The sequence below is a fragment of the Clostridium sp. YIM B02506 genome (genome assembly GCF_022324845.1).
GTDB lineage: Bacteria > Bacillota > Clostridia > Clostridiales > Clostridiaceae > Clostridium_T > Clostridium_T intestinale.
This window is the reverse complement of record NZ_JAKGTG010000030.1, coordinates 16182-37380: the sequence shown is the minus strand read 5'-3', so window position 1 is coordinate 37380 and position 21199 is coordinate 16182. Positions and strand designations below refer to the sequence as shown.

General features: G+C 29.0%; 20 protein-coding genes. 15 read left to right on the top strand and 5 right to left on the bottom strand.

Annotated elements, in window-relative coordinates; all coding sequences use genetic code 11:
- Positions 1–127: 127 nt before the first annotated feature.
- The 3 genes from L1S49_RS18460 to L1S49_RS18450 all read left to right on the top strand — a co-directional run bounded on the left by L1S49_RS18460 (position 128) and on the right by L1S49_RS18450 (position 2315).
- Entirely contained in the window at positions 128–799 is a 672-nt protein-coding gene (locus L1S49_RS18460; RefSeq protein ID WP_238906867.1) for a response regulator transcription factor, read from the top strand.
- 1 nt (position 800) lies between these two features.
- Positions 801–1796, top strand: a complete 996-nt coding sequence (locus tag L1S49_RS18455) for a sensor histidine kinase (RefSeq protein ID WP_238906866.1) — start codon at positions 801–803, stop codon at positions 1794–1796.
- Positions 1797–1946: 150 nt separating this feature from the next.
- Positions 1947–2315: a helix-turn-helix domain-containing protein gene (locus L1S49_RS18450; protein WP_238906865.1), complete on the top strand. Its 369-nt coding sequence runs from the start codon at positions 1947–1949 to the stop codon at positions 2313–2315.
- Between the two features lie 47 nt (positions 2316–2362).
- On the opposite strand, the gene L1S49_RS18445 is transcribed toward L1S49_RS18450, so the two are convergent.
- Together L1S49_RS18445 and L1S49_RS18440 are read right to left on the bottom strand one after the other, a co-directional pair.
- Positions 2363–3154: a 4Fe-4S binding protein gene (locus tag L1S49_RS18445; protein ID WP_238906864.1), complete on the bottom strand. Its 792-nt coding sequence runs from the start codon at positions 3152–3154 to the stop codon at positions 2363–2365.
- 185 nt (positions 3155–3339) lie between these two features.
- The gene (locus tag L1S49_RS18440) at positions 3340–3891 is read right to left on the bottom strand and encodes a TetR/AcrR family transcriptional regulator (RefSeq protein WP_238906863.1); all 552 of its coding nucleotides are present in this window, start codon (positions 3889–3891) and stop codon (positions 3340–3342) included.
- Between the two features lie 145 nt (positions 3892–4036).
- On the opposite strand from L1S49_RS18440, the gene L1S49_RS18435 reads away from it, so the two are divergent.
- From L1S49_RS18435 to L1S49_RS18410, 6 genes are all read left to right on the top strand, one after another.
- Complete coding sequence (locus L1S49_RS18435) at positions 4037–4927, top strand: 2-dehydropantoate 2-reductase N-terminal domain-containing protein (protein ID WP_238906862.1); 891 nt, start codon at positions 4037–4039, stop codon at positions 4925–4927.
- Between the two features lie 153 nt (positions 4928–5080).
- Positions 5081–5968 (top strand): GNAT family N-acetyltransferase, encoded by an 888-nt coding sequence (locus L1S49_RS18430; RefSeq protein ID WP_238906861.1) that lies wholly within the window; start codon positions 5081–5083, stop codon positions 5966–5968.
- A 52-nt stretch (positions 5969–6020) separates the two neighbouring features.
- Positions 6021–6431, top strand: coding sequence for a peptide deformylase (locus tag L1S49_RS18425; protein ID WP_238906860.1), 411 nt, complete (start codon positions 6021–6023; stop codon positions 6429–6431).
- Positions 6432–6718: 287 nt separating this feature from the next.
- Positions 6719–7198 carry a hypothetical protein gene (locus L1S49_RS18420; RefSeq protein WP_238906859.1) on the top strand — a complete coding sequence of 160 codons (480 nt, stop codon included), beginning with the start codon at positions 6719–6721 and terminating at the stop codon, positions 7196–7198.
- Between the two features lie 28 nt (positions 7199–7226).
- Entirely contained in the window at positions 7227–7925 is a 699-nt protein-coding gene (locus L1S49_RS18415) for a metallophosphoesterase family protein (RefSeq protein ID WP_238906858.1), read from the top strand.
- A gap of 12 nt (positions 7926–7937) precedes the next feature.
- The gene (locus L1S49_RS18410) at positions 7938–8435 is read left to right on the top strand and encodes a 2'-5' RNA ligase (RefSeq protein WP_238906857.1); all 498 of its coding nucleotides are present in this window, start codon (positions 7938–7940) and stop codon (positions 8433–8435) included.
- Between the two features lie 107 nt (positions 8436–8542).
- Here L1S49_RS18410 and L1S49_RS18405 read toward each other — a convergent pair whose 3' ends face one another.
- Entirely contained in the window at positions 8543–9976 is a 1434-nt protein-coding gene (locus L1S49_RS18405) for a PLP-dependent aminotransferase family protein (RefSeq protein ID WP_238906856.1), read from the bottom strand.
- Between the two features lie 173 nt (positions 9977–10149).
- Here L1S49_RS18405 and L1S49_RS18400 point away from each other — a divergent pair, with 173 nt between their 5' ends.
- On the top strand, positions 10150–10521 hold the full coding sequence (locus tag L1S49_RS18400; protein ID WP_021801885.1) for a pyridoxamine 5'-phosphate oxidase family protein: 372 nt from the start codon (positions 10150–10152) through the stop codon (positions 10519–10521).
- Positions 10522–10599: 78 nt separating this feature from the next.
- Here L1S49_RS18400 and L1S49_RS18395 read toward each other — a convergent pair whose 3' ends face one another.
- Entirely contained in the window at positions 10600–11895 is a 1296-nt protein-coding gene (locus L1S49_RS18395) for an MFS transporter (RefSeq protein ID WP_238906855.1), read from the bottom strand.
- A gap of 203 nt (positions 11896–12098) precedes the next feature.
- On the bottom strand, positions 12099–12971 hold the full coding sequence (locus L1S49_RS18390) for a GNAT family N-acetyltransferase (RefSeq protein ID WP_238906854.1): 873 nt from the start codon (positions 12969–12971) through the stop codon (positions 12099–12101).
- Positions 12972–13092: 121 nt separating this feature from the next.
- Here L1S49_RS18390 and L1S49_RS18385 point away from each other — a divergent pair, with 121 nt between their 5' ends.
- The 5 genes from L1S49_RS18385 to L1S49_RS18365 all read left to right on the top strand — a co-directional run bounded on the left by L1S49_RS18385 (position 13093) and on the right by L1S49_RS18365 (position 21088).
- Entirely contained in the window at positions 13093–14466 is a 1374-nt protein-coding gene (locus L1S49_RS18385) for a PLP-dependent aminotransferase family protein (protein WP_238906853.1), read from the top strand.
- Between the two features lie 170 nt (positions 14467–14636).
- Positions 14637–15332, top strand: a complete 696-nt coding sequence (locus L1S49_RS18380; protein WP_238906852.1) for a helix-turn-helix transcriptional regulator — start codon at positions 14637–14639, stop codon at positions 15330–15332.
- Positions 15333–15630: 298 nt separating this feature from the next.
- Complete coding sequence (locus L1S49_RS18375; protein WP_238906851.1) at positions 15631–18240, top strand: cation-translocating P-type ATPase; 2610 nt, start codon at positions 15631–15633, stop codon at positions 18238–18240.
- Between the two features lie 724 nt (positions 18241–18964).
- Positions 18965–20410: a hypothetical protein gene (locus L1S49_RS18370; protein ID WP_238906850.1), complete on the top strand. Its 1446-nt coding sequence runs from the start codon at positions 18965–18967 to the stop codon at positions 20408–20410.
- Positions 20411–20461: 51 nt separating this feature from the next.
- Entirely contained in the window at positions 20462–21088 is a 627-nt protein-coding gene (locus tag L1S49_RS18365) for a hypothetical protein (protein WP_238906849.1), read from the top strand.
- Positions 21089–21199: the final 111 nt, after the last annotated feature.

The window sequence follows — 21199 nt, the reverse complement described above, 5'->3', positions numbered from 1 at the left end:
AGTCATTACAGGAAATGTTGTAATGACTTTTGGTTATTTTTAGCAAAAAAATCAAGAGAAATTATGTAATGTTATGGTATAATATTATGGAGTTTATATATAATTTATAATTAAACAGGAGTATGGTATGTATAAAATTTTGATTGTTGAAGATGATACGATAATTGCAAAATCAATAAAAAACAGATTAGATCAATGGAGTTACGAAGCAGAAGTTGTTGTTGATTTTAAGGATGTTATCGCTCAATTTATAGAGTTTGATCCACAACTTGTGTTATTAGATATTTCTTTACCTTTTTTCAATGGCTACCATTGGTGTAGTGAAATTCGTAAAATATCAAGTGTACCTATAATTTTTATTTCCTCTATGTCTGATAATATGAATGTTATCATGGCAGTAAATATGGGAGGGGATGACTTTATCTCAAAACCTTTTGATTTAAATATTCTTGTAGCAAAGGTTCAGGCACTTATTAGAAGAACTTATTCCTTTGGTGGAAAAATGGATATCATAGAACACAAGGGAGTAGTTTTAAATCTTAGCAGTACAAGTCTTGAATATAACAATAATAAAATTGAACTTACAAAAAATGAATTTAAAATACTTCAGATTTTATTTGAAAACGTTGGTAAAGCCATTTCTAGAGAAGATATAATGACAAGACTTTGGGAAAGTGATAGTTATATAGATGATAATACCTTAACTGTTAACGTTACTAGACTTAGAAAAAAGCTATCAGATGCTGATATTTTAGATTTTGTTAAAACAAAAAAAGGTATTGGATATATGGTGGAATAAGATGAACATTATATTAGGTTATATTAAAGATCATATAAAAGCACTAATAATTAACTGTATTTTCATTTCTATATTTGTAGTAGTTTTCTATTTATATTCATTACCCTTTGAAACAATTTTCTATGGACTTCTTTTGTCAGCTGTAGTAGGAGCTTTTTTTATTGGTTTCGATTTTAATAGATATTATAAAAAGCATAAAGGGCTAGCTTATATAGAAAAACATGTTAATTTAGGAATCGATAATATGCCTTTAGCTGATAATTTAATAGAAGCTGATTACCAAAATATTTTAAAAAGACTTTATGAGCAAAGTACAGAACTCATCTCAAAAACAGATATTAAACAAAGTGAGATGATTGATTATTATACCCTTTGGGCTCATCAAATAAAAACACCAATAGCAGCAATGAGACTGCTTCTTCAAAGTGATAAGAGAGAAGAAAATAAAGAATTACTAGAACAAACCTTTAAGATTGAACAATATGTAGAAATGGTGCTTAGTTATTTAAAAATAGATGGATCCTATTCTGATTTGGTATTTCAACATTATAAATTATTAAATATAATAAGGCAAAGTGTTAGAAAATATGCTCATATGTTTATAAGAAAAAATATATCACTTGAGTTAATTGATATGGATTGTACAGTACTCACTGATGAAAAGTGGCTTTCATTTGTAATTGAACAGATACTTTCTAACTCTTTAAAATATACAAGAAGCGGCAAAATATCAATTCGTATGCATGAAACCAAAGAAAAAGTTCTTATAATTGAGGATACAGGAATAGGGATAGCTGAAGAAGATTTACCTAGAGTATTTGAAAAAGGATTCACAGGATACAACGGACGGATGGATAAAAAGGCAACTGGAATAGGGCTTTATCTTTGTAAAAAGATTTTAGATAAACTGTCTCATAAAATAACCATTAAATCTAATGTAAATGAGGGGACTATGGTGGAGATAGATCTTTCATCTATAAATACAATAATTGAGTAGATAAATGAATTGAAAATCTTAATGGAGGTAAAAAATGAACAAGGAAATTATTGCGAGAGCAGGAGAGATTATAAGGTATCAATTGAGATGAGAATTTAGTAATAAGATATAAATTAAAAGATAAAGTCAATAAGGAAGAATGATAAATTTATGAAAAATCGAAATATAAAATACCCAATAGAATTGGTGGTTTCATTATTGTGTGATAAGTGGAAATTTATAATTTTGTGTAAGTTAAGAAAGGACAAAAAAAGATTTAGTGAACTCCAAAAAGAAATTGAAAATATAAGTGCGAAAGTTTTGACAACACAATTAAAAGAATTAGAAAGTAATGGATTTATAAGAAGAGATGTTTATTCATCTGAGGTACCAATCAAGGTAGAATACTCGTTAACAGAATTAGGTGAAGGTTTATATCCAGTAATGAAGTCTATGTTTGATTGGGGAATGCAGAACAAAGGTAATTTTACAGAACAGTATAATATTAATATAAATGAGAATTTAAATTTTCCAAAGTAATAAAAAGGTTAATCCGTGCCAAGCTTATAATGGTACAGATTAACCTTTTAAGTTAAGAATAGTTCTGGTTTTCTTGGTTTGTTGGAAAAATTAGCTATAAGCATGTCCTGCATATTTTTATATGCTGTATGTGTCATAGCTTTAGCGTGTAGAGGACACCTCTTTATACAACTATTACATTTTATACATTTAGATGAATCAATAGTTCTGCAGTCAGAAAAATCTATAGCTGAAGTGGGGCAATGTTTTGCACATATACCACATGTAACACACTTTTCATTAGTTTCTGGAACCATTGGTACCATAGGAATATTTTTTATCACAAAAGGTCTATTACCAGGTAATAATAAAGTATCTAAATCTGTTAAAGAATTAATTTCTTTTAATCTTTTTGTAATAGCTAATCCAAAATCAGTTGCAATTTTTAAATCTTCAACATCTGGTCTTCCTGTAGCTAATTTATTTGTTGATGAATGTTCTGTAATAAATGTTGCTGCGCCTAATGCTATAAATCCTTTTGACGTAAAAATATCATATTGTTCTAGAAGTGCATCTTCATAATCTCTATTACCATAAGTAGATATAAATACTCCTAGTGTATTATTAGCAATAATCTTGTCTAAATAATTATGTAGTAATCTTGGAAATCTTCCCGCATAAGTTGGCATACCTATTATAACTAAATCATCACTGGAAAAAGTTATGTTATTAACTCTGTTTTGAGGTAATGTAATATTAAATTCTTCGTAGTTTGAATCTATAGAATTAGCTATAGACTTTACAATTTTTTTAGTTCCATCAGTAGGGCTAAAATATAATACTTTTATATTCTTATCCATGTAAATCATCCCTTCAATTTTGATAAAACTAATATATCAAAGCAATGATAATATAACAATAATGCACTTTAAAGTAAGTTAATTACTTGTTGGTAAGTAGGGTAGTAATTTATAGTATGATTAAATAAAAACAGAGCACTATTAGTTATTATAAGAAACCTCATTTAGCATAGGTTTGTTTCACATCATTTTTTAGAATATGGCGTTATCCCATTTTTATATAGGTTATCTACTAACTTTATCAAATCTTCTTCAGGTAGATCCTTTCCTTGTTGGAGCCAAAGACGAAATAAGGAAAGTGATGTTGATATGTGAAACTCAATCAAGTAGGGGCTTAAAAAATTATATTCTGGTAAGTTCAAGGCTAATCTATCAAATGGAATTTCTTTTTTCAAGCGTGCTAAAAAATGAACACTCCCATAATCACCCAAAAGTGCCTTAAGAGTTGAGATGTGATCACTTTTTTCTAAACAATGCAGTGCATCTTGTATAGGATCAGTAGATGGTTTCTTATTCATAAATTCCTCTTTTATGTAGCTCAATAAATCATTTTCAACAAAGTCTAACAGTTCATAAATATCAGAGAAGTATTGATAAAATGTGCTGCGGTTATATCCTGCCTTGCTTGTAATATCCTTAATAGATATTTTTTCGATAGGCTTTTGACTATATAACTCACAAAAAACATCTATAAAGGTTTGTCTTGTTTTTTCTGTAATTTCGGGTTGCTTTTTCATTTTAGCCTCCTTTAGCAAAAAATCATCCAACAAATAATAAAAATCTGATGGTTGATAAAGCCATAATAAAGATTTACAATCCTATTATACAACGCGTTGTCTGATAGTCAATAGAGAATATTATGAATAAGTAGGAGTGGTTTTTATGTTAGTAAAACAAGATAAAATTTTAATTTTTGGTGCAGGTGTTATAGGAAGCATATACGCAATGAAATTCATTGAAGCAGGGCTTGATGTTACAATTTTTGCACGTTCTAATAGATTTAAATCATTGAAAGAAAATGGTCTACAATATAGTGAAAAAGGTGAGGTTAAATCTATAAAAGTAAATGTCATTGATAAGCTTGAGAATGATGATGTATATGATTTTATTTTCGTTACAGTTCATTACGATCAATCCGAATCAGCTTTATTGGCACTAAAAGACAATCAAAGCAAAAATATAGTTATGATGACAAATTCTTCGATGGGGTTTTCGACCTGGCAAAATATTGTTGGAGATAGGATTTTACCAGCTTTTCCTGGTTTTGGCGGGCAGATTAAAGATGGAATACTGTATGCTCGATTTGCGCCAAAGTTTCTAATAGCTACTATGGTTGGAGAAATTAGTGGCTTAGAGACAGAACGTATAGAAAACCTATCAAAAATATTTAAAACAGCAAAACTTCCCTGCACAATTAATAAGGATATGGAAGCCTATCTAATAACACACTCAATATCGGATATTGCACTTTTGGGCGGTTTATATTTTGAAAATAATATAAGTGATGAAAAAAAAGCACACAAAATAACAACCACTTTAAAAACGTATTTAAGGGCAATACAAAAAGCTGGAGTTGATATTAATCCACCTGTATTTAAAATTATGCTTAAATGTCCTAATTTTGTTCTGGATTTTTTCTTTAATATATGGCTAAGAGCTAAATTTGTGAAGGATATGATGCTACCAGATTATGCAAGTAATGCAACCAACGAAGTTGTGAAGCTGAAGAGTGATTTATTAAAATTTTTAAACCAAAAGGGTGTTACAATATAAGTATGAATAAAGGATAATAATAAAAACAATGGAGGAGGTTCTCCTTCTTTTTTGTTTTAAGAAGAATACAAAACTAATTAATATCTCATTACTTGCTACAAATATAAAAAGAAAGTATAATTATTGATAATATCAACTAATTTGGAGGCAGGTATGAATAAGGAAGAAATAATTAGAAAAGAGGTAAGATTAATAGTGAGAGAATTAGGTTTACTTAATCGCAATTGCTTAAATTCTGACATGACACTTGCTCAAGCTCACATATTAAACTATCTAAAACTAAATGGAAAAACTCCTTTTAATGAACTATTAATAAATTTGGGTATTGATAAGGCTTCACTAAGTAGAATAATTAACAATTTAGAAACTAAAAATTATTTAGAACTGAAAAAGTCCGAAACTGATAAAAGAATGAAAGATATTTGTATTCTTCCATTAGGGATGGCAGCTATAAATGATGGAGATTATAAAGCAAATAAATTTATTAATGAAATTCTAAATTTAGGAGATAGTGAGGATACAGAAGATATTATAAGAGCCTTTAGAACATTTCGTATTCTTGCATTAAAAAATAATCTTAAAAAGAATGATGCTAGAATATTAATAGAAAGAATCTCAGAAAATTATAAGGCAGAGGCAATTAAATTAGCAACAGATGTATTTACTAATGAGCAAAGCATTCCAGCAGAATTGGTTCCAGTTAATGATAACTTAAAACCAGTTTGGTGGTGTGCAAGAGTAGGAGAAGATATTATTGGAGTAACAGCAGCTTGGAAAGAAAAAGATAAATGGCATTGGGGAAGATTTGCTGTTGATAAAAGATTAAGAGGTATAGGAATCGGCCAGAAGCTAGCGATGTTTTCATTAAAAGAAATTTTTAATTCTTATACTGAAGAAATCTATATTGAAGCAAGAGATGCAACTGTAAATATGTTAATGAAATATGGATGTAAAATCATTGGAGAAGCAGAAGCTTTTTATGATGAACCTGTAACTCCAATAACACTAAACAAAAGTGATTTTATGAAGAGATGTAACTAGAGTTAATATCAAGTATGTCAGAAAAAATATAACTAAAAAGAGGTATAAATTTATGATAAAACCAATAGTAAAAGATGTTTTGTTTCTAGGACAAAAATCAGAAGAGGCAACTAAAAATGATATAGCAGTAATTGATGATTTAATAGATACGTTAAGAGCAAATTTAGAGAATTGTGTTGGATTGGCTGGCAATATGATTGGAGTGAAAAAGCGTATATTGGTATTTACTGCAGGAAAACTTATTGTGCCTATGATAAATCCAGTTATATTAAAGAAAGAGAAGCCTTATGAAACAGAAGAAAGTTGCTTATCTTTAATTGGCTTTAGAAAAACAAAGAGGTATGAGACTATAGAGGTGGAATATCTTGATAGAAGTTTTAAGAAGCAAAAGCAAGTGTTTAATGGATTTGTAGCACAAATAATTCAACATGAAATGGATCATTTTGAAGGTATAATAATTTAGTTAAGTAATTAAAACAACTGTGTTGGTTTTGTTGCTACAACCTCAAAGGACATTTTAGAAGAAGATAATCCTGCAAACTCACTTGAAGTTGCTGATAGAAAACAAAACATAGAAAATTTAACCCTTGACTTTCCAATCAGGATTGTTAAGGGTTTATTTATATCTAAGAACAATCAACGTAGGAAAAGCCTAAACAAATTATAATGAATTTACAAAATATGTTATAATGGGAGTAAGAGAAAATTTGAGTAATAGATAAATAGCAAATTTGAAAGTGAGGAATAAGGGTGAATAAAAATAAATATGTGATGATTTTTATACTGATATCCATGTTATTAATTGGATGTTCTAAAAATTATATGACTTCCATTTATAACGATAATGAAAAAATATCAAGTGATACAAATAGTTTTAATCTTGATGTTAAGGAGCAAAGTATTGATGGTCAAAAATTTAAGGGAGTAATAGAAAAAATAGAAGGAATGGATACAATTTGGACTTATGAGGCTGATAAAGATACAGTGTTAGATATAACCTATCTATTAAATGTATCCAGTGGAAAATCAAAATTAGTTTTAATCTATCCTGATAGTTCAGTTACGACTATTATAGAAACTACTAAAGATTCAGAAGTAGTTGATTATGCAACAAATCCTATGCAAATTAAGAAAGGACTTAATAAAATCAAAATAGTCGCTGACGAGAATACAAGTCTTGAATTTAACATAAGTATTCCTAATGGTGAATTTGAAGAATTAGGTATGTAAATTACAAGTTTAAAAGGGGAGAACATAAATGGAGAGAATAGCAGTATTTGCAGACATTCATGCAAATATTCATGCATTGCAGGTTTTTATGGATCACATAAGTAAAGAATGTGAAGTATCAAAGATTTTAAATGTGGGGGATTTTCTTCAAATAGGACCAAATCCGGTAGAAGTTTTTGATATTGTTATGAATGACAAAAGATTTATAAACATTATGGGTAATAATGAACATGTCCTATTTAATAGAGAATTAATGAAGTTTCCTAAAGAGGAAGTGGAGCATCAAGATTGGGTTATTCATAAACTCGGGGAAGAGAGAATGGATAAATTAGAAAAGCTACCTTTTAAAAGAATAATTAATATTAAAAACAAAAAGATTCTTATGCTGCATTCAAGGACAAACAGTATTATTGAGTTTCCACTTTTATATAAAAAGAAAAGTTTAGAAGAATTTATAGGTGATTATGATGAGGATGTTGATTATGTTTTAATTGGACATACTCATCTACCTCTGTATGCTACAAATTGGTCATTAAAAAACATATTAAATCCTGGAGCTTTTGGGTGCGGCAAGGATGGTATAGTGAAGTTCATTATTATGGAGATAGACAATGAACTGGTTAACATTACTTATAAACAGTTAAGGTATGATAAACAAAAGGTAGTTGATGATTTTAAAAGGAATAACGTTCCTTATGGTGAAAAGTTTTGTGAAATATTTTATTAGGGGATCTATATTATGAAGGATAAATTTTTATGTGTTATGGCACAATATGATGAAGAAACTGAACAGAAGCTAAAGAAAATTCAAAATATATTATTAGACAATGGTTTTGTAGGAAAGCAAACGCCTAGTCTTCCTAATCATATTACACTTGGAACTTTTAAAATATCAGAAGAAGAAATTCTAAAAGAAAAAATAAAGAAAGTTTCTAATAACTTTCATAGCTTTGATATAAAGTTAAATAATATAGGATTGTTTGGGCTTGATGTTTTATTTATAGCACCTTTAGTTAATCATGAACTTTTAAATTTACAAAAGTATTTTAGTAGTAACTATGCTGACGATTTAGATTGGACAGCCCATACAACTATGCTAATAGAGAGCCCTGACGTTATTCAAAGAGCATTACCTTTAGTCTCCGAAAACTTTAAAGGCTTTAGGGGAAGGATTGAATCAATTAGTCTTTATGAATTCTGGCCAACTAGATTTATTATAGAAGAAAAACTTATTTAATAGTAACTAAAAGGCTTTAAAAGCGCATTATTACTATATATTCTTATATTTTTTAGAATAAAAGAATAAAAGAAGCTAACTTCTTTTATTCTTTTAAAGATTACTTCTTAAGAAGTTTTATTCTTACTAAACCATGCTTCACTAAGGAGCTGAATACCTTCAATAATCTCACTTTCAGTCATCCTACCGAAACCAATAAAAACCATATTATTAGTGTATTTATTTTTTTGCAACCAAAATATGGACACTGGATAAACTAAAACACCATATTCTTTAGCTTTTTCTATTAGTTCTTCTTCAGATAATCCATTATTTACTTCTAGCAAAACGTGTAAACCTGCATTTTTACCATGAATAATAACATTATCCCCCATAAATTCATTGATGGAATGGATTAAGATATCATGTCTTCTTTTATTTTTAAGAGATATTTTTCGCAGATGACTTTCCCAATGGCCTAAATGCATAAACTGTTGAATTATTTTTTGTTCAACTATTGGAACAGAAGTTTGGTATGTACTAAATAATTTATCATATCTTTCTAACAATGATTGAGGTAATATCATGTAGTTTAATCGTAAGCTTGGAGACAAAGACTTTGAAAAAGTTCCAATATATACGACATAGTCTTTTGAATCAACACCTTGTATTGAAGGTATAGGTCTAGAGTTATAACGAAGTTCACTGTCATAATCATCTTCAATAATAATTCCATTTACTCTTCTTGCCCAATCTAATAGTTGTAATCTTTTTTGAATAGGCATCACTGACCCAGTGGGGAATTGATGAGATGGCGTTACATAAACAACTTTTGCAGAACAGCTTTCCAGTTCCTTAAGATTTATTCCATCATTTTCTAAGCTAATTGGAACGACATCAAAACCGTGGTTATATAAAATCTCTTTCACACCTCTGTAGCCTGGATCTTCTACAGCTATTTTAGAAGAAGTATTTCTAAACATTTGGCATAATAAACTTAAACATTGCTCGAAGCCAGAAGTAATAATAATTTGTTCTGGTGTGCAGGAGACACCTCTAGATTTATGTAAATAATCTATTATTTCTATTCGCAATCCTTCTTCACCTTTATTGTTTGTGTAGGATGTCATCATCTCGGCATCAATAGATACTAAACATTTATTTGATAATCTTTTCCATAGATTTAAAGGGAAATCAGAAGCACTTAGATCTCCATATTTGAAATTATATTTATAATTATTATCATAATTAACATCAGATAATTTAATTTTAGATTCTTCAATATTTATAGAAGGCTCTCTCTTTAACTTAGCAATTAACATACTATCTAGTTTTTCAACTATATATCCGCTACCTGCTTTACTTTTAATATATCCTTCTGAACAAAGCTGTTGATAAGCACTTTCAACTGTATTTCTACTGACATTTAATGATGTAGCAAGGCTTCGTGTTGAATATAGTTTACTGCCCTCCGAAAGTTCTCCTGAAACTATACTTTTTTTTATTTGTTCATATATTTGCAAGTATAATGGGACTGATGAATTACTATTTAAAACAATCATTCTTTAAAACACCCTCCGTACAAACTGTATCCAATAAAATAAAAAGAATTGGCACTTTTGATGATTACACTTTGATTGTATAATTATCTCATAGGAAAGTCAATGTGCACAAATTAAGGCTTTTAAAAATTTTAATGTAGTTAAATTTGCAGAATCGCATAGGAGGAATTTAAATGTTAAATGAAAAATTACTTGAGGTTATATCACATGAAGGGGTAGTAGCTATAGTATCTTGTAGTAACAACGAAGCGCATGTAGTTAATACTTGGAATTCATATCTTGTTGCTACTGAAGATGGAAGACTATTAATACCAGCAGGTGGAATGAGAAAAACTCAAAAAAACATAGAACAAAATAATAAAGTTAAGGTAACTTTAGGAAGTAAAGAAGTAATGGGACATACCCATATGGGAGCAGGATTCTTAATAGAAGGAACTGCTAAATACCTTGAAGAAGGTTCAGATTTTGATATGATGAAAGAAAAATTTTCTTTCATAAGCAGGGTATTAGAGATAACTGTTGTATCTGCTAAACAAACAATATAGTTATAATAGATCAGATCGGATTTTCAAAATTTATAGCCTTAGACATTAAAGTGATTTGTCTAAGGCTATTTTTCTCATTTAATTATCTAAAGATTTTAAATGTTTATCAAATTTAAAGAAACAACATCCTAAAAAGCCTAGGAGAGCTATTAGAATATAGATTAAACCATTACCTGATCCTGTGCCATTACCAACAATATAAGAAAAAAATAATTGTAGAGTTGAAGGCTTGTTCATAAATGGAACTAGTAGTTTATCAGTTAAAACACCACCAAGGATGTAGCCAACTGGTATAGAGAAGTATTGTAAGGTATTTCTCGCTGAAAAAACTCGTCCTTGCATTTCTATTGGTATTTCTGTTCTAATAATATATTCCACGTTAGCTATTAAAAATGGAATTAAACAATTTCCTAAAAAAACAGCAATCATCCATATCTGATAGTTACGACCAATTCCCAGCATACTGTTACATATTAAGAAGGAAAATATCATTGTATTGATAATGGCAGGAATTCTTTTCTTTGGCTGTTTCATTAATGTTACAATGATACTTCCAATAATTCCAGCTACACCTATCATACTGCTAACCATACCAAGTTCTAATTTATTGTTTCCATTCCTAGATAAAATCATAGGTGCTAAGTTACTGTTATATATAGATGCAATAAAGTTTACAAAGGCCATAAAAATTATAAGATGGAAAATATCTTTTCTACCTAGAATATAATTAATTCCTTGTTTGCAGTTTGCAAAAAAACTTTCTTTTTTATCATTATTTTTTATAATATTATTTGGAATACTCACAAAAAATAACAAAGATATAAATGCAAATATAAAGCTGAACAAATCAAAAATAATAATTACTTTTAGCCCTACCAAAGCATAAAGTCCTGTAGAAACAATAGGCACAAATGTGGTACTAAAGGAAGTTGTAAAAGAACGAATACCACTTATCTTTGTGTAATGTTCCTTTGAAACTATTATTGATATCACAACATTTGAGGTTGGTTCTTGAAAGGCATCAACCACGCCTAAGGTAAAGTTAATTAAGTATAAGTAACTAATATTTAATTGATTGAAAGAGATTAATACTAATGTTATCAAAGAAAAAATAGTTGCAATCACATTAGATATGAGCATTACCTTTTTCTTATTCCAACCATCAATAAAACTACCTGCAAAAAAACTAAGTGATATAGACGGAAGTAATGTACAAATGGTTAAAGCTGATGCGGATATCACAGAACCACTATTTTCGTATGTCCACATAACTAATGCAAAACTAGTCATTTTATTACCAAATTGCGAAATAAATTGTCCTAATTGTAATATATAAAAATTTTTTAACTCATTATTAAATTTTAAGTTTTTCATTTTAACTCCACTCCTTAATTATAGTTAGTAATTAAGATGCAAAGTCAAAATTTAATAGATTATTACTCCATGCAATCTCTATTTTTAATGACTTTGCATGGAGTGAAATCAATAGTAAATTTCATAAAATTCACCTCTTTTGCCAGCAATGTAAATTAAAGTTATAAATTTAGTATAACATTAATTTTTATTAACTTACAATGCTATTTAATTGATAGAAGTTCATAATAAGGAATGGCAGCACACTCTTCAAAACCTATACTTTTTGCTAACTTAAATGACCCCATATTTTCTTTATGACAAGCCCAAACAGGCACATAGTTATTATTTTTGCAGAAGTTCAACATCTCAATGCATGCATATTTCCCTAATCCCATACCTCTATAACTTTTTGAGGTTTCTACACCTATCTCTAAATAATTTCCAATTATACAGGAAGAAAAGGCTATAGATACTATATCATTATCTTTCATTAAGGCATATCCAATGCCATCAGCTAGAAATTGCTCTTTAGAATTCCAAAGATATTTGGGTATAACGGCACCTTCAATATTATCATAAATATCTGAGTCTATTTGCTTAATACTATACTTAGCTGGAGGTTCTGAATTTACATTAAATTCTTTATATTTAAGATTTATTCTTGTCCATTTAATCACATGACTTTTTCTATTTTTCTCAATGAGTATATCAAGATTTTTCTTATCATTTGTGTGTTCTAATTCAGAATAATCTATTATCCTATTATTTAATATTTGTTTTAATTTATCATTCCACTTATCAGGATACACTTGAAGCCATTCTGGTTTTATTCTATTGTGAACTACATTTAATATATAATCAGAAAGACTTTGGTTAAAAGCTTCATTTTCAGTTTCTCCAAATAAGAGAGACATTCCGTAAAAATTAGCAATATAAAAAGTTTTAGGTTCGTAAATATTATCAACAAAAACACTTCCAGGGGTTTTGGATTCTAGTACAGCACATGCAAACATTGTATTAAAAGGAATCTCCTTTAACTTTTTTATTATTTCTTCATATTGGGCTACTTGTACTAATATCATTTCATTTTTCATACTAACACCTCTTTTATTCCTTACTATTTTAATTGGTATAGGTTGAGTATATAATATAAAGTATAGTAGTTCAATTATGGAAAATAAAATCTGTACTACTACAGAACTGAGGTGAGGAATTATGAATAACATAAGTAAAACAGATATAGTTAAAGAATTTATATTTAAAGAAATTAAAGAAGGCAAAATAAAGAAAAACATGCGTCTTCCAAGTTGTAGGGAAGTTGCTTCAAAGCTTTCATTAAATAAAATCACTGTAAATAAAGCATACAATGAACTTGAAAGAGAGCATAAGGTATATAGCATTCCACGAGGTGGATTTTATCTTGTAGATTCTGAAAATAATTCTTCTAGGCAAAATAAAAAAATAGATTTTGCTACGGTGAAACCAGATAGTAAACTGATTCCCTATAGAGAATTTGCACATTCAATTAATAATGCAATAGAAGAGTATAAAAGCACCTTACTTGATTACGAATCAACTATTGGATTGCTGTCTTTTAGAGAATCACTTAAGAATGAATTTGAAAGCAAGGGGGTATATACAACTTCAGACAGGATTATTGTGACTCATGGAGCACAGCAGGCTATAAGTTTGGTATTTCAGTCTATTTTTAAAAATAATAAAGGAAAGTTACTTGTAGAAGTTCCTACATATAGCATTGCATTAAACTTAGCTAGTTATTTAGAAGTAGATGTTGTGGGAATTGAAAGAAAAGAAGATGGATTTGATTTTAAGAAGATTGAGATGTTATTTAAGAAAGGTGATATCGCTGCATTTTATGTAATACCAAGACATCATAATCCAACAGGGTATAGTCTCACTGAAAATAACAAGAAAAAAATTGCTGAACTTTGTAATAAGTATAATATCATTGTGATAGAGGATGACTATTTAGCTGATTTAGGATATAAGAAGGGTTCTATGCCTATTCATTATTATGATATAACTAAAAGTACGGTTTATATAAAGAGTTTTTCTAAAACCTTCATGCCTGGATTAAGATTAGGGGTAGCTGTACTGCCTCAAAAATTAGCCGAATCTGTAGTAAATCTTAAATATATAAGTGACCTTAACACCTCAAAACTTACCCAAGCAGCTTTAGATATTTTTATAAAATCAGGTATGTACGAAAAACACGTTAAAAAAGTTAAAAAATCCTATGAAGCGAAACTAAGAAGAGCAAAGGAGATTATAGATACTCTGAGCCCTAATAACCTCATTTGGCATGTTCCAGAGAACGGAATATTTATTTGGGCTAAGTTACCTAAATACATAGATATAACTTTGCTTAAAAATAATCTTAAAAACCGAGGAATATTAATAAGTTCAATGGAAGAGTACTTTTTGAAAGAAGAATGGGAAAAAAGAGATTTTAATTATTTAAGATTATGTATTTCTAGCGTTCCAGAAGAAGATATCAGTAGTATTACTGATATAATTTCAGAAATTCGAGCGTTAATGGAAGCTCATGGTGAGAGGGATGTGACTTAAGGGATTTAATTACTTGAAGTTAAATACACCATTTTTTAAATTAATATTATACTTTAGAAGTTGCAACTTAAGGTTGCAAAGAATAATAAAAAAGAAGTTAAAGGTTGGTGTAAGATAATGGCAAATCCAATTATAATAAGTTTATTATAATGTAAAGGAGATATTAAAATATGAGCTTTGGACAAAACATTCAATTTTTAAGAAAAATGTATAAAGGAATGACTCAAGAAGAGTTGGCAGAAAAAATGGGGGTTTCTCGTCAAACTGTTTCAAAGTGGGAACTTGATTCTACCTATCCAGAGATGGATAAAGTGATATCCCTCTGTAATCTTTTTTCATGCTCAATGGATAAGCTAGTCAGGGAAGATATAAGCATGATAAATGAAGCCTATTCGAATATCAGAGTAAAAGAAGTTGATTCCTTTTCTTTTGTTAAATATGAAATTATAAGTAGAGAACCAGAAGAAAATGCCATGAAATATATAACAGAATGGGCTAATAGTAATGGAATTATTAACCCACAAATTATAGGGTGGGATTTTCCACACGTATCACAGGAGCAAATAAATGTGTATCATATGCATGGATATGCTGCTGCTTGTATTTTACCTTCTAATTTTGAAGTTGAAAGTAATGACTTAGAAATTATTACTCAAATAAAACAAGAATACGCAATTATTACAATCAAAGATCCCTTTATAGAAGCATTTACTCTTATTCCTAATGCATATAAGACACTTATGATATACATGGAAGTAAATTGTTATAAATATAAGAAAACTAAAGATATTCTATCTTGCTTTGAAAAGATATATGATAAAGATGGTGTTTGTTATATGGATGTATATATTGCTGTTGAGAGTTGATTATTAAATGAAAAGAGACTGCATTGTATCATAAAATATAAGTAATAATAAATGTTTTTATTATTTAAACCTAACAATAAAAGTCTACGTTACACCCACATAAGTAACGTAGACTTTTTTTATTTTGGAGAAGATTTTAGTAGAAGTCTTTTGATGGATTAGCTTCTTTTACCAAAATTATATTTAATAAAATAACCTTTATTTATGCTGAATTATGGGGATAATAATTCGGAATTATATTTATCTTATAGAGAAATAATATACTATTTTTGTAGTCATTTTTAAGGAGGCACAGTTCATGGAGCAATATTATAAAAAGTCACAGGAAGAGTCACTTAAAGTAGTGGGTGTTACTAATAAAGGGTTAAATGAAGAAGAAGTAAATAAAAGACGAGAGCAATATGGTTTTAATGAACTAGAAGAAGCAGCAAGAAAAAGTCATGTGCAGGTTTTTTTAGATCAATTTAAGGATTTTTTAGTGATTATATTATTAGGTGCAGCTATTATTTCAGCTTTTCTTGGAAAGTTTGAAAGCACTATTGTTATTATGGTTGTAGTTATTATTAATGCGATATTAGGAACTGTACAGCATATAAAAGCAGAACAATCCCTAAAAGGTCTTAAGGCACTTTCATCACCTATTGCTAAGGTTTTAAGAAATGGTCAAAAACTTGAGATTCCTTCAAGAGAACTTATAGTAGGAGATATTTTATACCTAGATGCTGGAGATTATGTTAGTGCTGATGGTAGAATTCTTGAAAGTTTTAGTCTTCAAATAAATGAGAGTTCTTTAACTGGTGAATCAGAAAGCGTATTAAAGTTTGTTGATGTAATAAATAAAGATGACGTAGCCATTGGCGATAGAAAAAATATGGTGTTTTCAGGAAGCTTTGTAACTTATGGAAGAGGAACTATTCTAGTTACACATATAGGTATGCATACTGAGATTGGTAAAATAGCAAATTTGCTAGAGAGTGCAAAGGAAAAGAAAACGCCACTTCAAGAGAGTTTGGACAGTTTTGGGAAAAAGCTTGCGATTGTTATATTAATCATTTCTGCAATTATTTTTGGTTTAGATATATTCAGAGGACGTAATATTGTAGATTCCTTTATGTTAGCAGTATCTTTAGCAGTAGCAGCTATTCCTGAAGCCTTAAGCTCAATTGTAACCATAGTTCTTGCTTTTGGAACTCAAAAGATGGCTAAGAAAAATGCCATAGTAAGAAAGCTTCATGCTGTTGAAAGTCTTGGAAGTATTTCAGTTATATGTTCAGATAAAACTGGAACCTTAACACAAAACAAAATGACAGTACAGAAGGTTTTTGTGGATGATAAGATAATTGATCATGATAGCTTAGATCACCACAAGGATTTAGAAAGGGAGCTAGTTTTAATGGCATTATTATGTAATGATGCTGTTACTGTAGAAAATAAGGAAATTGGCGATCCAACTGAAATTGCATTAGTTAATCTTGGTGAAATATATGACCTTGATGAATTAGTTATAAGAGAACAATATCCAAGAGTAGATGAAGTACCTTTTGATTCTGATAGAAAGTTAATGAGTACTTCTCATAAGTTTAAAGATAAGTTCACAATGGTAACTAAGGGTGCATTAGATGTGCTTTTGGCAAGAGCCACTAAGCTTGAGACTTCAGAAGGAATAAAAAAGCTTACAGAGGAGCACAAAAAAGAAATAGAAAAAGTAAATAGAGAATTTTCAATGAGTGGACTTAGAGTTTTATCCTTTGCTTATAAGGAAATTAATGAAGGAAAAGAAATTACCTTTGAAGATGAGCATGATTTAATATTTGTCGGGCTTGTAGCAATGATAGATCCACCAAGAGAAGAGTCAAAAGATGCGGTGGAAAAATGTATTGAAGCAGGCATAAAGCCAGTAATGATAACTGGTGACCATAAAATTACTGCATCTGCTATAGCTAAACAAATAGGAATTCTTAAAGATGAATCAGAGGCTATGGAAGGCTTTGAACTAGAAAAAATTAGTGATGAAGAATTAAAAAATAGAGTAGAAAAAGTTTCAGTATATGCTAGAGTATCTCCAGAGCATAAAATCAGAATAGTAAGAGCATGGCAGGAAAAAGGAAATATCGTTGCAATGACTGGAGATGGTGTAAATGATGCACCAGCTTTAAAACAAGCAAATGTAGGAATAGCAATGGGAATAACAGGTACAGAAGTTGCAAAAGATGCATCTTCAATGGTGCTTGCTGATGATAATTTCTCAACCATCATAAAAGCGATATCAAATGGTAGAAGTATATATTCAAATATTAAAAATTCAATTAAATTCTTACTATCAGGAAATACTGCAGGGATATTATCAGTTGTTTATGCATCAATATTGGCATTACCAATACCTTTTGCGGCAGTTCATCTTTTGTTTATTAATCTGGTTACAGACAGCTTGCCAGCAATAGCAATAGGACTTGAGCCCCATAATAAGAATGTAATGAAAGAGAGGCCAAGGAGCATAAATGTTCCTATTCTTAATAAATCATTTGCAATTGAAGTTATAATGGAAGGAATCCTTATAGCGTTAGTAACCATGGTAGCATTTCATATAGGATTAAATAATGGTGGTGCACATGTTGCAAGTACAATGGCTTTTGGTACACTTTGTTTATCTAGGCTACTTCATGGATTTAATTGCAGATCTAAAGAATCAATCTTAAAGATAGGATTATTTTCAAATAAAATCATATGGTTTGCAGTAATAAGTGGTTACTTGTTATTAATATTAGTACTAAATGTTAAAGCATTAAGTGGGATTTTTGAAGTGGTTCCATTAAGTTCAAGTGAATTTAGCTATATCTATGGATTATCAGCTATTCCACTTATAGTAGTGCAAGTTTATAAATTATTATTCGTTAAAGCTGATAAATAGAAGGGTGGATTTTGCAACCTTGAACAAAGATTTAACTTTGTTTGGGGTTGTTTTTTTAGAGAAGAGATAGTGGGCAATTAATCTAAAATGGGATATAATTGAACTCCTTCGGAAAGAAAATTAACTGAATGAATTTGATTAAGCTTCTTTCAGAGTCTTCTATAGGGCAGAAGTTAAAAGGAGTTTAATGAAATACCTAAAGGTATTTCTACAGGTCAGCGGTGCACTTCTATTCTGTAGAAGATTACTTGCTAATCTTCGTTGAACTCCTTTAGAGGAAGGGTTAACAGAATGAATTTAATGGAACCTCTTTGAGGTTCCTACAGAGCAGATGTGTATAAATATTTAAGTAAAAGAAGTTAACTTCTTTTATTCTTAAGATTTTAAATTCTTAACTTCTTGTGTTAAATGAATGAATTTGATGAAGACTCAGTAGGACATCAGTAAGTTGTTCATTTGATTTTCTACAGAGCGGTAGTGTATAATTTTTATATAACTAGTATAAATTGGATACGACGAGAGAACTAAAGATATATATTTAATGAGTTATTTTGGATAAATAGATGTTAATATATAGATTTATATTGGTTATATTTATGTATGTCTCAAAAATAGTAATTTATTAATATTAAGTTGGAAGAAAGGAATGTTGGATTAAGTATCTAGAGTTCAAATATTAAATAGATTAAAATAAGTTGCTTACATTAATAGGGAGATAGGGATTATGTTGGAATTAGAGATAAAATTAAGAGAAATAGAAGAATCAATTAATGAATATATAATAGATCTAGGTGATAATTACTTGAGTGTTCCTGCAAGATTAGCATATTTTGAGTTAGACGAGTATAGTAAAGTTATTATTGAATTGAATAAAGAGCGATATTCTATGAAGTCATATGATGAAAAGAAATATCTAAAGAGTAAATATCAGCAGGTATATAAAGCTAGTAAAAAAATGTACAGTAAACTTCTTAAAAATATCAAAAATAAAACTTTAAAAATTGAATGTGATATAAGATTAGAAAGTAATAAAAATTATCTTTATGAGATACTAGGTAGAAGCTTTGCATTTAATGAAAGGAAATTACTATATGAAAATATATGTATGTATATGGAATTTAAAATAAAACAGAGAATACATGAAATAAACATAGAATTACATAGACTAAAAGATTTTCCTAATACTTATATTAATACTATAAATAAATTTATAGGACCTAACTCAATAACAAAGTATGATAAGGATATATTTTTCTATAAAGATGTTTATATTGCAGTTTCTGAAATGCATCATTTTTCAGTTTTTTATAATGAAAATTCTAAAGAGGAAACGAAAAATGCACTGTTGAATATTATTGCATATTTTAATGGACAACCATACTTTTATTTTACAGAAAATTATAATTTTAATAGAAAAATAGGTAACTTATATGAACAGTTTGACCTATTAGATTTGTTAAGATTAAGAAAGAAAAATTTCTTCGATAGTAAAAGTGAAGAGCCATTTCATCTTGAGTTGCCAATTTTAAGAACAAATGTATATGAGGGCATATATTTTAAAGAATCTAATCATGAGATGCTGTTTGAACTATATCATGCATCACTAAAACAGTTTGAATCATTACCAAGGTGTGTGTTTTTATATAGAGTTTTTGAATATGGTGCAGAATATCATTATCTACCTATGTTTAAGCCATCAGATTATAATCCTGAAGATGCACTCAATTACTATGCTAATGAGGTCTTGAAGTATAACTTTATTCCTTTATACTATGTAGATTTTGGAACTTACGTAAGTAACGATGGCAAGAGTATTACAAAAAAAAGAAAGGCTAAGTATGTTAATTTTATATCTAAACTAAAAACTGAGATAAAAGTTATAAAAAAGGAATGGAGTGTACATTCATATCTTAAAGATAAAAGTATTGGGAGTATTATTTATGGAACAGGAAGAAATGCGACTGCTCATGGAGCAAGTGGTAGAAGAACAGCAAGATATGATTATTCTAAAAATTACAAACATATCAATGACGTAAATATTTTTCTAGAATTGATAGCTAGATATATAGTTGAAGCTTTGAATCCTCAACTTATTAATATCGTTGAGAGAAGAACAAAATATTACATTGAATACAACAATTATCAAAAAATATTTGGTTTAGAAAAGTAGGTACATATAAATCATACAGAAAGAAAACATTTTATGTAAGGAGCTGTTATTATGAGTATTTATAGACTCCCTTTAGGTATAAGAGTACCTGAGCTAGATGAATATCCTGATGGGTATGATGTTCAAAAGATAAATAGTGCTAGGAATTCTTCAAATATTGTTGAAGGTTATAAGTTAACTTCGGTACATAATGAGAAATTTACTCATTATGCTGAGGTTAATATAGATGCAGATAATGTTTGGAACTTATTTGTAAGTTTATCAAATAAGTTATTAGGAGATATTGCTTATGGTATTATTGGGTTTAAAGATGAAAAGCCAATCTTAAGTGATTTTTCTTATAAGCAAAATATTATTGATATCCTTAAGGAGTATAAATTTGAATTAACTAATGATGGGTATATACAATTTGGAATAGCTTATTATGATGAAGCTACAATGGATGAAGTATTTATAACTAGTTTTAAATATCTACAAGTATGGACTTCTAATAAAGATCTACTAGTTGAAGTACTAGAGGATTTTAATTTGCTAGAACAAGAAAAACTTAATTTTATAGATGAATTTCCAGTAGTATCCGAAGTATTATCCACAGATACTATAGAAGGAATTCGTCACTATTCAGAGGTAATAAGTGTGATAGAAGAGGAGTTTTCAAATTTAGAACATGCTCATTAATCTACTTATATAAATAATTATTAATCATATACCTTACATAAATGTAAGGTTAAAAAGGGAAATGTAAGCCTAAGTTATGGCTGTACATTTCTTTTTTTATTACAATTAATG